Genomic DNA, 13226 nt, shown 5'->3' with positions numbered 1-13226 from the left:
GCGAAGTGGAGTCACGGAATGAACGCTGCGCGCACCTCATCCTTCATCACGACCTTCAATGCCGCCGTCCTCGGTATCGGCGGGGTGGCCCTGCTGTTCGGGTCCGACGAGCTGTTGCCGCGACTGATGCCGGGGATGCCGGCCGGTGCCACGGTGCTCGGTCAGCTGATTTCGGCCGGATGGCTGGCGCTGGCCTGGCTCAACTGGAACCAGCGCCGGATGATCGTCGGCGGCATCTATGGGCGCCCGACGACGCTTGCCAATCTCATGCTCTATCTCGTCAGCGCGTGCAGCCTTGGCCACCCGGTCCTGGCCGGCGGCGCACCGCGCGCGATGGGTTTCCTGACCGTCCTGTTCGCGGTGATGACAGGGATCTACGGCACGCTGCTCATGCGCGGGCCTTTCGGCGCGGACAAGCCGGCGGGAGCGGGCGCGGGGGGCTGAATACCGGCCCGCGCACTCGCCGCGGCAACGACACTTTCGCGCGCCGTTGCCGCAGCGTCGCGCAGCATCGGTCGCCTCGGATCGGCAACCACAGGAGGCGACCGTGGGACAGTTAGCGAAGCTTGCCGCCGCGTTTGCGGCGGGCGCGGCGGCGATGTATCTGCTCGACCCGGTGGCCGGACGCCGCCGGCGAACCATGGCGCGGGACAAGGTGCTTGCGGCGGGACAGGACATCCAGGATTTCGCCCAGGACACGGCCAGGCACGCGGCCGACCGCCTGCACGGCGCATCGGCCCACCTGCACGCGCAGGCGCCCTCGGACGACCGGCAGCTGCACGACCGCATCCGCTCCAAGCTCGGGCACCTGGTGGCACAGCCGGGCAAGGTCGAGGTCCACGTGGAGGACGGTCTGGTGACATTGAGCGGTTCGGCACGGCTCGCGGAAGTGGACGAACTGGTCGCGGCAGTCTCGGACATGCTGGGCGTGGCGCGCGTGGACAACCGCCTGGATGCGGCGCAGCTGCCGCCCGCGAGGGAGAGCCGGCACTAGCCTGCAGTGAGGGGCGCGACGGCGTTGCCCAGGAGCGCACCTTCCCCGAGGACGACCCATAGGATCGGCCATTCGCGGCGTGGTCTGACGTGCCCCGCCGGCGCTAGGCCGGCATCCGCAGCGCCGGCGCCGGCGGACGCAGGACGAACTCGCGCTGGACGTGCGCGTAGAGTGTGCGCTGGCCACCGAACGGCAACCGCGCGATCGCGTCGGGGAAGGACAGCCAGGCGTGATCGTCGTGTTCGGCGTCAAGGTGCACCTCGGCATCGGGCGCCACGAAGGCGACGAACGCCGGCACCACTGCGATGCACTCCCCGCGCACGTCGTAGTAGGTCTCGCATTGGTCGGACGAATAGAGCGCCGTCGGCCGCAGGCCCGTCGCTTCGGCCAGTTCGCGCACGGCCGCCTGCCAGGCCGTTTCGCCGGGCTCGAGGTGCCCGGCCGCGTAGGTCCACAGGCCATGGAGGTGGGCCTTGGCGCGGTGCAGGAGCAGCGTACGGGCGTCCTCGCCCTGGCCGCGGACGGGAATTACCGAGACGAGCGAACAGCGCGTGGGAATGCCATACATGTCTTCTCTCCGACAGGCCGCACGGGACGGCGATGCCATCGTCGTGCTTGCTTGGGGTTCAGTGGCGCAACCCCATGATTCGATAACAGTTTGACCAGATAGAGCCCATGCAGCCATTCCTTCGCACGCCGGAAGCCGCAAGCCGGTCCACCGTGGGTGCAACCTCCGACGTGCGCAAGTCGCGCACGTGTCATGGCTTCGGCCATCCCGGCGTACTCGACCCGACCGGCAACCTGTCCGGCCGCTCGGCAGTGCGGCGGGTCGGCGCGGGTTTGCGCAAGATCTGGCGTACGGTTGGCCTCGTGCTTGCCGGTGCGTGCTCCGTCGGCCTGGCCGGACTGACCGCGGCGAACGTCTTGCCTGCGGGCCCGGGGCTGTCGCAGGCGCCGGCCAACGTGGCGCCGGTCGATAGCCCGGCGTTCCGGCAGCAGGCCGAAGCCCTGCTCGGAAGTCCGGTCACCCAGGGCGACGCTGTGGTCGACCTGCAGAACGGCGATGCCTATATCCCGGCCATGCTCGCCGACATCCGCTCGGCGCGGAAAAGCATCGAGCTGGAGAGCTACATCCTGCGGCGCGGGCACGTCGCCGATGTCTTCGTCGCCGCGCTGTCCGAGCGCGCGCGCGCCGGCGTGAAGGTGCGCGTGGTGGTCGACTGGATGGGTTCGCGCGGCAACGTGGCCGACGCCGAGCGACTGCGGGCGGCGGGCGTCGATTTCCATTTCTACCGGCCGGTGCGGCTGGACCAGCTGGCGAACCTCAACAAGCGCACCCACCGCAAATTGATGGTGGTGGACGATCACGTGGCCTGGACCGGCGGCATGGGCATCGACGATGCCTGGCTGGGCAATGCCAGCAACGGCAGGCAGAAGCGCGACATGATGTTCCGCATGCGGGGCCCCGCCGTGGCGCAGATGCGCGGCGTATTCGAGGAACACTGGCTGGCCACCGGTGGCAAACCGCTGCCGCCAGCCGACGTGGCGACCTGTTCGCCGGCGGGCCGGTTGCCCGTGCAGGTGATCGCCAGCACCGACCGCGTGGGCGAGTACAACTCCCAGCGCATGTTCCTGCTGGCCATCGCCGGCGCGCGGCGCTCGATCGACCTGGAAGCCTCCTACTTCGTGCCGGACGAGCCTGTGCGGCAAGCCCTGCTGGACGCGCTGGCGCGCGGCGTCCGGGTGCGCATCATCGTCGAAGGCGATCACGTCGATGGCCACATGGTCGGCGACGCCTCGCGCACCTACTGGGCCCAATTCCTCGACGCGGGTGCGCAGATCGCCCGCTACACGCCGTCGCTTTTCCACAGCAAGTTGATGGTGGTCGATGGCTACCTGACGCTTGCCGGCTCGGCAAACTTCGACAGTCGCTCGTTGCACCTGAACGACGAGGCCAATATCGCGATCTACGACGGCCCCTTCGCGGGGCGCATGACCGATGTGTTCGACCGGGACCTGGCCGTGTCGCAGCCGGTCACGATGGCCCGGCTGCGCGCCCGGCCATGGACGCAGCAGGTCACCGACCGCTTCTGGGCCGAATTCGCTTCCCAGTTGTAATCGCGCCCGCAGGCTCCGTGCCCGCACGCCATGGCGGGCCCAAGCCCACCCCGCAGGATCCGCGCACTCAGCGGATCGGCGCCATCAGGTGCCGGTAGGGCGTGTCCGCCCACATCACGTACGGCGCATCGGTGACCGGATCGGCCGTCTTCGGGTACTGGTCGTAGAACGCCGCATCGGCGCCGACCACCATCACGTGCGGTCCGGTCTTGACCCAATGGTGGCCCTGCGGCTTGCTCGCGTAGGGATCGGTGTTGCTGGCGTCGGTCCCGCCTTCGAGCATGTACATCAGGCCGACCTTGCCGGCCGGCGGCGTGGCGTGGGTCAGCCAGGCGTGTACCCAGCCCATCGCGGCCTTGTCCGCGCACATCGGATCCGGTCCCGGCGTGGCGGGGGCGTCGGGGATGCAGGTGAAGCCGTTGCTGCCCTGGCGCAGCGTGCGCATGGTGCCGTCCGGCTGCATCGTCATGATGGTGGCGTGGCGACCCACGCCGGCGGGCGCCGCACGCATGGCGCTGGCGATGAGCTGGGCATCGGAAGGCTGTTTGGGATTGTCGGCATGCGCCACGGGCATGGCGAGCAGCGCGGTGGCGAGGACAAGGGGAGCGATCGAGGCAGGCATGAGAGGCCTCCCGCAGGACAGCGAGGCCAGCCCGGGTTTCCCGGCGGCATCCTGTGCCCGCGCGTGTTACCGGCCGATCAAGCGCGCGTCAGCAACGCCGGCCCGTCGTCTTCATGCCAGCGCCCTGCGACGTGGCGGCCGCTTGCCGGCGGGGCGTGCCTGGCTGGCGGTCGCGGCCCGCAGCAGGCGCTGGAACTTCGGGCACTCCAGATGGCTTGGGGCAGGACAGCTGGCCGCATGGCGCAGGCCGTCGCGCACCGCGGCGAGCTGACGGATGGTCCGGTCCAGCTCGTCGGCCTTGGCCGCCAGCTGGCGGCGGTCGATGCGCGGCTTGTCGCCGGTCTTGAACAGCGCCGCCAGGTCGTCCAGCGCGAAACCGGCGATGCGTCCCAGCGTGATCAGCGCCAGGCGCTCGAGCACCTGTGGCCCGAACAGGCGCCGCAGGCCATGCCGACCGACCGAGGCGATCAGTCCCTTTTCCTCGTAGAAGCGTAGCGTGGAAGGCGGGAGGCCGGAGCGGCTGGCCACTTCGGCGATATCGAGCAATTTCATGCTTGACCTCAAGTGGACTTGAATTCGTAGGCTCTCCCAAACGCGATCGGGAGACAAGCCGATGATGACAAAACAGCAACCACGGGAGCATGGCCATGGCTGAGCTTGCGCACTTTCTTTTCCACGCCGCCGTGGTCGGTATCGGCGCCACGCTCGTCATGGATGCCTGGTGGCTGTGCCAGAAGCACGTCTTGGGCGTGCCGGTGCTCGACTATGCGATGGTCGGCCGTTGGCTTGGTCATCTGGTGCATGGGCGCCTGCGTCATGCAGCGATCAAGAACGCACCGCGGGTGGCCGGGGAACGCGCGATCGGCTGGATGGCGCATTACGCGATCGGCATCGGCATCGCCGCCACGCTGCTCGGCGCCACCGGCGTCGGGTGGGCACACGCACCGTCGCCCTGTCCCGCGCTGGCGGTGGGACTGGCCAGCGTGGCCGCACCGTTCCTGGTTCTGCAGCCGGCGCTCGGGGCAGGCCTGGCCGCCTCGCGGACGCCGCGCCCCGGCGTGGCGCGACGGCGCAGCCTGGTCACCCACCTGGTGTTCGGCCTGGGCCTGTACCTGGCGGGCGAAGGGTGGGTGCTGCTCGTCCGGCTGGCGAACTAGCGCGGAAGCAAGCCCCCACGTAACCTGCCGGCCTGTCGAAACGGGGCGCCCGTGCGCGTCGTGATAGTGAGCGCCCTTATGTCAGGAGGCCAACCATGGGTACCGTCCGACTGCACCGTGTCCTTCGCACCACACCCGAGCGCCTCTACCGCGCGTTCGTCGATCCCGACGCCATGGCCAAGTGGCTGCCGCCCAACGGTTTCACCGGCAAGGTCCACCACATGGACGCCCGGGTCGGGGGCAGCTACCGCATGTCGTTCACCAACTTCTCGACGGGCAGCAGCCACACGTTCGGCGGCACGTACCTCGAACTGCAGCCGGGCGAGCGGCTGCGCTACACCGACCGCTTCGACGATCCGGATCTCGCGGGCGAGATGGTCACCACCGTTTCGCTCGCGCGGGTTTCCTGCGGCACCGAGCTGACCGTGGTGCAGGAAGGCATCCCCGACGCGATCCCGACCGAGGCCTGTTACCTCGGCTGGCAGGAATCGCTGGTGCTCCTGGCAAGGCTGGTCGAGGCGGAGATCCCCGACTGAGCCCCGCGCGCACCTCCGGACCGTCGCGTCCGCTGCCATGCTTGGCCGATGACTGCCGACCGCATGCTCGACAGGCTTGATCGCCTGGCCCGCGATGCAACGCTCGAGGCGGCGGAGCGCTGGCACGCGCGTGCCGAAGCGTTGGACTGGATCGACCGCGTGTGGCATGTCCTCGCGCATGAGGCGCCCGATGCCACCGTCCGCGCGCAAGCGCTGCGCCATCGGCTGGAACGGGCCGACGACATGCTGCACCGGCGCTTGCGCGCGGTGGTCCGGGCCGGGTACGGGCCGACAGTGTTCCAGCGCTGGCAACAGGAGACGGGCCTCATCGACGGCGAAGGCTACGACGCGCTCGACGAACTGCTCGCCGGCGTGCTGCAACTGGCGGACCCGGGTCCCGGCTCACGACCACTGGAACCGGAGATGGTGTTCTACCAGCCGACGCCGGCGCGCCACGCGCTGGACATGCTCGTGCGCAGCCGCGTGGGTCCGCGCGACGTGCTCGTCGATCTTGGCTCCGGACTCGGGCACGTGCCGATGCTTGCCTCGATCTGTACTGGCGCGCGCGCCATCGGCGTGGAATGGCAGCCGTCCCACGTCGAGGCCGCGCGGCGCGCGGCCCGCCGACTCAAGCTGGAGCGCGTCGGGTTCCTGGCGCAGGACGCGCGCGACGCGGACCTGTCACGCGGCACCGTGTTCTTCCTCTACACCCCATTCCTGGGGACGGTGCTGCGAGAGGTGCTGGACGCGCTGCGGCTCGAAGGGATGCGGCGGCCGATCAGGGTGTGCACCTTCGGTCCATGCACCCGCATCGTCGGCGACGAGGCCTGGCTGCATACGGATGGGCCGACGACGGCGGACCGGGTGGCCGTGTTCCGGTGCGTGGGGCAGGGAAGCGATTAAGCTCGACCGGCCGCCGTTGGCCCAACCGAGGAGTACGCGATGAAACTGTCACGCTGGGTGTTCATGGGGCTGCTGGCGCTGGTCGCAGCCCTGCCTGCCGCGGCCGCGACCGACGATGCAGCCGCCATCCGCCAGGTGCTGGCCGACCAGCAGGCCGCCTGGAACCGCGGCGACGTGGAAACCTTCATGCACGGCTACAAGGACGCGCCGGATACCACCTTCGTCGGCAGTTCGGTGCGCAAGGGCTATCAGGCAATCCTGGCGAGCTACCGCAAGCACTATGCGAACAACGCGCAGATGGGTCGGCTGACGTTCTCGGATGTCGACGTGCGGATGCTGCCTTGCGCGCAGGGTGCGGTGCGTTACGCAGTGGTCACCGGGCGCTTCCACCTGGATCGCAGCGAACATGGCGAAGCCGCCCAGGATGACGGCGTCTATTCGCTGTTGTGGGAGAAGACGGCGCAAGGCTGGAAGATCATCCTGGATCATTCCAGCTGAGCCGGCATTCGCACCGATGCACCTTCGCGCAAGGCAAGGCGCAGAAACCGCCGTCTGCTACCGGATTCGCGATCGCGCACTTTCTTCCCGCGTGAGCCGCGATCTTGGGATTTTGGCAAAGACGCAAGAACACGCAGGGCTGACAGTTTCCGGAAGCGTTCCGCCACGGGATGCCTCCGGAGCTTCGGTCGGGCCGCCGCCGTGGCATGCTCGATGGCCTGCCGCAGAGGAATTCGGGTCATGCCGCTACGCCCGCAGAGGCTTGTTCTCATCCTGATTGCCGGCGCGCTGGCCGTGGTCGCTGGCATGGCTCAAGCGACTCGTTATCGCGTAGTGGGCTATGCCACCGACTGGAATGCCACGCGGGCGCACACGCTCGAGCGCATCGATACGTTGATCTTCGCCTTCGTCCACGTCGAGCGGGGCCGCGTGGTGCTGGATGGCGACGCGGCTGCCCGCCTGCGACGGCTGCTGGCGCTCAAGCGCACGAAGCCTTCGCTCAGGGTGACGATCGCGGTGGGCGGTTGGGGCGCCGGCGGTTTCTCCGAGGCGGCCGCGACGGCCGAAGGCCGGCGGGTCTTCGCGCAGAGCGCGGCGAGTCTCGTCGCGGCGCAGGGCGCCGATGGGCTGGACGTGGACTGGGAATATCCGGGCCATGGCGAATCGGGCATCGCTTCCAGCCCGGCCGACCGGACCCACTTCACGCTGCTGCTGGAGGCGCTTCGCCAGGCGCTCGACCAGCAGGGCAAGGGCCGACATTACGTGCTCAGCATTGCGGTCGCGGATGGGCCGTTCGTCGATGGCGTCGATATCGCGGCGGTTGCGCCGCTGGTCGACTGGTTCAACTTGATGACCTACGACTTCGTCAATCGCATGACGCCAACCACCGGGCATCACACGGGACTGTATCGCTCGCGCCTGGCTGCGGCCGATGCACGCACCGGCGACGGCGCGGTGCGTCAGTTTCTCGCCGCCGGGGCGCCGTCGGAGAAACTGCTGCTTGGCGTGGCCTTCTACGGCCGCGAGTTCGCGCAGGTGAAGCCCGAGCACGATGGCCTTTACCAATCCTATGGCGATTACCAGGGAGAGCATCCCTGGCCGGAGCTGAAGAAGAACTACATCGGCCGCAACGGCTTCGTGCGCTACTGGGATCCGCAGGCCAGGGCTGCCTGGTTGTGGAATCGGCGCACGCACGCCTTCATCACCTACGACGACCCGCGGTCGATCGCCGCGAAGGCCGTCTACGTGAAAGCACACAGGCTTGGCGGCCTGATGTATTGGGAACAGAAGCACGATCCCGAGGGCGAACTGGTCGATGCGATCTGGCGGGGGCTGCAGGATGCGCCCTCGAACCGGGAGCAGGAACCGCCCCGCGACAAGCCCGCCCAGCCACCTTTGCGCTGAGTGCACGCGGCGAAGGCGAAGCGCCTCTCGGTGCACTTCCGCGGGAGAAGATTCGAGGCACGCCTTGGACGAGGGCCAGCCGGCCCTACGACCCTGCGCCTACGCCCAAGGTGAACGGTGTCCGGAAACCGTTCGCAATGAGCGTAGGCGCGCAGTGCCGACGTCGAAGCGCCTCCCTTGAACCGCCGCCCATCCCTTCCGGGAGAGAGGGCCGACAGGCGGGCGGGGCTTCAGACGGAGCGGGTGCGCCGCCGCATCAATGGCGCACGGTGTCCCGCGGCTCACCCATGTCGTGCATGACGTCGCGTGCCTTGTCGGCGCCGGTGCGGACCGCTTCCTTCGCCTTGTCGGCGAGATCGTCGCTGGCCTCGCCCATCAACCGGTTTTCCGGTTCGGTGGTGGGCAGCGCGGCACCGAGCAGGGCACCGACGGCGATGCCGATGGCGCCAAGCGCCAACGGGTTGTCGCGCAACAGGTTGTTGTAGCCCTGCACGGCCCGGTCCTTCTGGTGCAGCAGGGACTCACGCGCGCCCTGGGCCGTGTCGGCCATGCGCGAGGTGGTGTCGGCGACGCGCGACCTGGCCTGGTTCCAGGTGCTGGAAACGGTGTCGGAAACCTCGCTGCCCATCTCACGCGCCCGATCCATCATGCCGCTACCGTCTTCGGTGCCGGTATCGGCAAAGCTGCTGCGCATCGGTGCCGGCTCATCGCGGCTGGCGTAAAGCCATAACAGGCCGATGGAGGTCAACAGGGCGGGCACCGGGTTGGCCTTCACCGCGTTGCCGATGTTCTGCGCGAACTCGCGGCCGTTGCCCTTGCCGAAGTTCACCATGCGGTCGAACAGCTGGCCCGGCGAAAGCTTGTTCTCCAGCGCGTCGACGATGTGGTTGATGTCCGCGCGCTGCTGGTCGATCTCCTGCTCCAGGCGCGCCGGATCCTTGTGCGATTCGGCTTCGATCCGTTCGGCAGTGCTCATGGCGTCCTCCCGCGGATGGCATCGGCATCCTTCTGCAGCGAGTGGATGGTGTGGTCGGGCTTGAGCGAGCCGGGCTCGAACTGCTTCTTGCCGGCGCTGATCATGACCCAGCCGACGAGCAAGGCGGCCGCGCCCACGATCAGTGCGGACAACCATGGCGCGAGCACGGTGCTCAGGCCGTACACGCCGGCCATCAGCAGGATGACCAGCCCCGCCAGCATCACGGCGCCGCCGGTGGCCACCGCCGCCACGCCCGCCTTGGTCGCGCGCAGGTTCTCGCGCATCTCGGCCTTGGTCAGCGCCAGCTCCTTGGTGAACAGCATCGGGATTTCGCGCGCCAGCTGCTTGAGCAGGCCACCGATGGAGACGTCTTCCTCGCGCGAGGGTACGGCGCGCAACGCGGGTGGTGTATCGAAGGATTGGGACTGTTCGAAAGACTTGCTCATGGTTGGTTCCTCCCGCGCAGGGTGTCCGTGGATGACAGGCTGTCTCGACCGTCGTCCGTCGTGTCGCTCGCGGCCGCGCCGGCGCGGGCCGAGATGGCATCGGCCGTGGAAGCCGAGGGGCCCGGCACCGCGGGAATGGAGCCGGTCAGGCCGCCGGGCGCGGTGGTGTCGATGGTGTCGTTGCCGGTCGCCGGGTGGGCGGCGGTCCCGGGGACGGCCGCGTCGGCATCGGTCCAGCGGGCGCGACTCGTGCGTTCGCTGGTGGCGAGGTTCGACGATCGCCCGCGATCCGCGCCGTTGCTGGCCGAGGCGCGCGCGAAGCGGGTCAGGCCGAAGCCGATCGCGATGCTGCCGGCGATGAACAACGTGGGGTTCTCGCGCGCGATCCGGCGAACGTCATGCAGGATCTCGTCGGCGCTTTTCTCGCGCAGCCCGTCGGCCATGCGGCCCAGGCCGCTGGCCATGTCCGAGACGTGCCGGGACAGATGCGCCACGTCGTCGTCGCGCATTTCGGCCGCGGCGGCCTTGACGCTGTCGGCGAGCGTGTCGACCTTGTCGGCCGCGACGTTGCGGTAGTGCTGCACCTGCTCCTGGCCTTCGGCGCGCACCTTCTCTGCCATGTCCTCGGCGCCTCCGGCGACGCCAGGGTCGGTAACCTTCCCGCCGGCGGACGGGCGGTAGCTGCTGTCCTGGGGTGTATTCATCTGCGAGTCCTCGGTATGGACGGGCGGCGCCCGCGCGCGAATCCGCCTTGCGTCCCTGCCGAATTCGCGGTGTCGGTGGTGTCCATGGGTTTGTCTGCGGCGGTCTCCGCCGCCAGGCCGGTGGCGGGGCGTGGCGCCGCCGCGGTTTGGCCGTCTATTCCGTCATGCGCCACGACGGAAGCGCAGCATGGAACAAGCGCGATGACAGGCCCGTCTAAAAGGGTTGCATCTTGCGTCACGGCGGATGAAGGCGCGCGCCGCGGGAAAGCAGGCGCAGGGCAGGCAGGCGTGTGCCGTGTATTGCCCGCGGGGCGGCGCGTCCGGTGTGTGGCGGATGACGTGGCGCGAGGAACACCCGGCCCATCGGCCGCAAGGCGAACTTGATAGAGTCCACCCGCACCGGGCGCCGCGCTTGCGGTCGCCTCGCCGGACGGAGGGAACGGATGGACGCGAGTAAACGCCAGGGTCGTCGGCCCGGCATGGGCAAGGGCCGGCTGGAGGCCTTCAGCGATGGCGTGGTCGCCATCATCATCACGATCATGGTGCTGGAGCTGAAGGTGCCGCACGGCAGTTCGCCAGCCGCGCTGGCGCCGCTGTTGCCGGTGCTGCTCAGCTATGTGCTCAGCTTCGTGTACGTGGGCATCTACTGGAACAACCACCACCACATGCTTGCAGTGTGCCGGCGCGTTTCCGGCGGCGTGCTCTGGGCGAACCTGCACTTGCTGTTCTGGCTGTCGTTGTTTCCCTTCGCCACTGCGTGGATGGGGGAGAACCACTTCGCGGCCGCGCCCACGGCCGCCTACGGCGTGGTGCTGCTGATGGCGGCGGTCGCGTACTGGCTGCTGCAGCGGACGCTCGTGCGCCTGCAGGGCGATGACTCGGTGCTCATGCGGGCGCTCGGCAGCGACTGGAAGGGCAAGCTTTCCCCGGTGCTGTACGCGCTGGGCATTGCGTCTACCGTGTGGGCGGCCTGGATTGCACAGGCGCTGTACGCGGCGGTGGCCGTGATGTGGCTGGTGCCCGACCGACGGATCGAGGGCCTCGTCGGGAGCGACCAGGACGGGTAGCGCAAGGCTCGCGCGCGCGACCCGACAACGACAACATCTCGTAGTGATGGGCACGGCAAGCAAGCACGCGTTGGCAGCCCGTGCGCCCGACAGACGGCGCCCCACCCGGGGCTTCTTGCTACAGTCGGGCGCTGGGGAGGCGCCTCTGGTTCTCCCGATGCACGGGAGTCCGGATGAGCACCACCACCCACGAGGGCGGCCGCCTGCCGCGGCAGATCGGTTACATCATCGGCAACGAGGGTTGCGAGCGCTTTTCCTTCTACGGGATGCGCAACATCCTCACGCCCTTCCTGATCAGCAGCCTGCTGGCCTACATGCCCGAGGCCGAGCGCACGCTCGCGGCCAAGGACGTGTTCCACAGCTTTGTCATCGGCGTGTACTTCTTCCCGCTGCTGGGTGGCTGGATTGCCGACCGCTTCTTCGGCAAGTACCACACGGTGCTGTGGATGAGCCTGGTCTATTGCCTGGGCCACGCGTGCCTGGCGCTGTTCGAGGACCACCGCCTGGGCTTCTTCGCCGGGCTGGGGCTGATCGCGCTGGGCGCCGGCGGCATCAAGCCGCTGGTGGCTTCGTTCGTGGGCGACCAGTTCGACCAGTCCAACAAGCACCTGGCCAAGGTGGTGTTCGACGCCTTCTACTGGATCATCAACTTCGGCTCGTTCTTCGCCTCGCTGCTGATGCCGCTTTTCCTGCGCCAGTTCGGTGCCGCGGTGGCGTTCGGCATTCCGGGCGCGCTGATGTTCGTCGCCACGGTGGTGTTCTGGTTGGGGCGGCGCCAGTACGTGATGGTGCCGCCGGCGCCGCCGGACCGCGACGCGTTCTCTCGGGTGGTGCGCACGGCGTTGCTCAGCCGCCGGCCGGGACGGGCGCGGCCGGGCCTGTGGGTGGCCGTGGCCGGCATCGTGGTGGGACTCGCATCGGCGGCGTTGATCCCCAGCCTCGGTTTCGTGATCGCCGCCTGCCTGGCCGTGGTGGCGGTGATTGCCGGCATCGGCGGCGGCGCCTGGATGCAGATGGACCGTGCCCGCGGCGTGCATCCGGACGCAGCGGTGGACGGTGCGCGCAACGTGTTGCGCGTGCTGGTGATCTTCGCGCTGACCACGCCGTTCTTCTCGCTGTTCGACCAGAAGGCGTCGACCTGGGTGGTGCAGGGCGGGCACATGAGCATGCCGGACTGGTTCCATCCGGCGCAGATGCAGGCATTGAATCCGCTGCTGGTCATGCTGCTGATCCCGTTCAACAACCTGGTCCTCTACCCGTTGATGCGGCGGTTGGGCTACGCGCCCACCGCGTTGCGCCGCATGACCGCGGGCATCGCCTTCAGCGGCCTGGCCTGGATCGCCGTGGGTGCGTTGCAGCTGGCGATCGACGGCGGGGATGCGCTCTCGATCGTGTGGCAGGTGCTGCCGTACGCCTTGCTGACCTTCGGCGAAGTACTGGTCTCGGCCACCGGCCTGGAGTTCGCCTACAGCCAGGCGCCGGCGTCGATGAAGGGCGTGGTGATGAGCTTCTGGAACCTCACCACCACGATCGGCAACCTGTGGGTGCTGCTGGCGAACGCGGCAGTGCGCAACGATGCGGTGACCGATTCGATCGCCCGCACCGGGCTCGGCACGATCGCGTTCCAGATGTTCTTCTTCGCCGCGTTCGCGCTGCTGGCGGCACTGGCGTTTGGCCTGTATGCGCGGCGGTATCGGGAGCGGGATTACTACCGGGCGGGGTGAACGTCCGGGGCACGTCGCGTTGGCCCTGAACGGGCAAGGATCGGGATAGCGGCGCGTGGTCCTTTCCCCGCTCGGCG

General features: G+C 68.8%; 16 protein-coding genes. 10 read left to right on the top strand and 6 right to left on the bottom strand.

Features of this window, described 5'->3' with window-relative positions; translation table 11 throughout:
* Positions 1–18 precede the first annotated feature (18 nt).
* Positions 19–444, top strand: coding sequence for a hypothetical protein (locus LQ772_RS09360; RefSeq protein WP_231320399.1), 426 nt, complete (start codon positions 19–21; stop codon positions 442–444).
* Positions 445–547: 103 nt separating this feature from the next.
* Positions 548–994, top strand: a complete 447-nt coding sequence (locus LQ772_RS09355; RefSeq protein ID WP_231320398.1) for a BON domain-containing protein — start codon at positions 548–550, stop codon at positions 992–994.
* 103 nt (positions 995–1097) lie between these two features.
* Here LQ772_RS09355 and LQ772_RS09350 read toward each other — a convergent pair whose 3' ends face one another.
* Positions 1098–1562, bottom strand: a complete 465-nt coding sequence (locus LQ772_RS09350) for an NUDIX hydrolase (RefSeq protein ID WP_231320397.1) — start codon at positions 1560–1562, stop codon at positions 1098–1100.
* Between the two features lie 107 nt (positions 1563–1669).
* On the opposite strand from LQ772_RS09350, the gene LQ772_RS09345 reads away from it, so the two are divergent.
* Positions 1670–3112 (top strand): phospholipase D-like domain-containing protein, encoded by a 1443-nt coding sequence (locus LQ772_RS09345; RefSeq protein ID WP_231320395.1) that lies wholly within the window; start codon positions 1670–1672, stop codon positions 3110–3112.
* A 67-nt stretch (positions 3113–3179) separates the two neighbouring features.
* Here LQ772_RS09345 and LQ772_RS09340 read toward each other — a convergent pair whose 3' ends face one another.
* Together LQ772_RS09340 and LQ772_RS09335 are read right to left on the bottom strand one after the other, a co-directional pair.
* Positions 3180–3734: a hypothetical protein gene (locus LQ772_RS09340; protein ID WP_231320393.1), complete on the bottom strand. Its 555-nt coding sequence runs from the start codon at positions 3732–3734 to the stop codon at positions 3180–3182.
* Positions 3735–3845: 111 nt separating this feature from the next.
* Positions 3846–4286, bottom strand: a complete 441-nt coding sequence (locus tag LQ772_RS09335; RefSeq protein ID WP_231320391.1) for a helix-turn-helix domain-containing protein — start codon at positions 4284–4286, stop codon at positions 3846–3848.
* Between the two features lie 95 nt (positions 4287–4381).
* On the opposite strand from LQ772_RS09335, the gene LQ772_RS09330 reads away from it, so the two are divergent.
* The 5 genes from LQ772_RS09330 to LQ772_RS09310 all read left to right on the top strand — a co-directional run bounded on the left by LQ772_RS09330 (position 4382) and on the right by LQ772_RS09310 (position 8232).
* Entirely contained in the window at positions 4382–4891 is a 510-nt protein-coding gene (locus tag LQ772_RS09330) for a DUF2938 domain-containing protein (protein WP_231320389.1), read from the top strand.
* Between the two features lie 95 nt (positions 4892–4986).
* The gene (locus tag LQ772_RS09325; protein ID WP_231320387.1) at positions 4987–5427 is read left to right on the top strand and encodes an SRPBCC family protein; all 441 of its coding nucleotides are present in this window, start codon (positions 4987–4989) and stop codon (positions 5425–5427) included.
* A gap of 48 nt (positions 5428–5475) precedes the next feature.
* A complete protein-coding gene (locus tag LQ772_RS09320) occupies positions 5476–6330 on the top strand; it encodes a class I SAM-dependent methyltransferase (RefSeq protein WP_231320385.1) in 855 nt (284 codons plus the stop codon).
* A 39-nt stretch (positions 6331–6369) separates the two neighbouring features.
* On the top strand, positions 6370–6828 hold the full coding sequence (locus LQ772_RS09315; protein WP_231320383.1) for a YybH family protein: 459 nt from the start codon (positions 6370–6372) through the stop codon (positions 6826–6828).
* Between the two features lie 240 nt (positions 6829–7068).
* Positions 7069–8232 (top strand): glycoside hydrolase family 18 protein, encoded by a 1164-nt coding sequence (locus tag LQ772_RS09310; protein WP_231320381.1) that lies wholly within the window; start codon positions 7069–7071, stop codon positions 8230–8232.
* A 256-nt stretch (positions 8233–8488) separates the two neighbouring features.
* Here LQ772_RS09310 and LQ772_RS09305 read toward each other — a convergent pair whose 3' ends face one another.
* From LQ772_RS09305 to LQ772_RS09295, 3 genes are read right to left on the bottom strand one after another with little or no spacing between them, the layout of a single operon-like run.
* Positions 8489–9208, bottom strand: coding sequence for a DUF3618 domain-containing protein (locus LQ772_RS09305; RefSeq protein WP_231320380.1), 720 nt, complete (start codon positions 9206–9208; stop codon positions 8489–8491).
* Positions 9205–9654 carry a phage holin family protein gene (locus LQ772_RS09300; protein ID WP_231320379.1) on the bottom strand — a complete coding sequence of 150 codons (450 nt, stop codon included), beginning with the start codon at positions 9652–9654 and terminating at the stop codon, positions 9205–9207. Before LQ772_RS09300 ends, LQ772_RS09305 begins: the two co-directional genes overlap by 4 nt.
* Entirely contained in the window at positions 9651–10358 is a 708-nt protein-coding gene (locus LQ772_RS09295; protein ID WP_231320378.1) for a hypothetical protein, read from the bottom strand. The genes LQ772_RS09300 and LQ772_RS09295 overlap by 4 nt, the downstream gene beginning before the upstream one ends.
* 443 nt (positions 10359–10801) lie before the next feature.
* On the opposite strand from LQ772_RS09295, the gene LQ772_RS09290 reads away from it, so the two are divergent.
* Together LQ772_RS09290 and LQ772_RS09285 are read left to right on the top strand one after the other, a co-directional pair.
* Entirely contained in the window at positions 10802–11425 is a 624-nt protein-coding gene (locus tag LQ772_RS09290) for a TMEM175 family protein (protein WP_231320377.1), read from the top strand.
* Between the two features lie 173 nt (positions 11426–11598).
* Positions 11599–13149 carry a POT-type proton-dependent oligopeptide transporter gene (locus LQ772_RS09285; RefSeq protein WP_231320376.1) on the top strand — a complete coding sequence of 517 codons (1551 nt, stop codon included), beginning with the start codon at positions 11599–11601 and terminating at the stop codon, positions 13147–13149.
* Positions 13150–13226: the final 77 nt, after the last annotated feature.

This window comes from Frateuria edaphi, from assembly GCF_021117405.1.
Classification (GTDB): domain Bacteria; phylum Pseudomonadota; class Gammaproteobacteria; order Xanthomonadales; family Rhodanobacteraceae; genus Frateuria_A; species Frateuria_A edaphi.
This window is presented reverse-complemented; position numbering and strand designations above follow the sequence as displayed.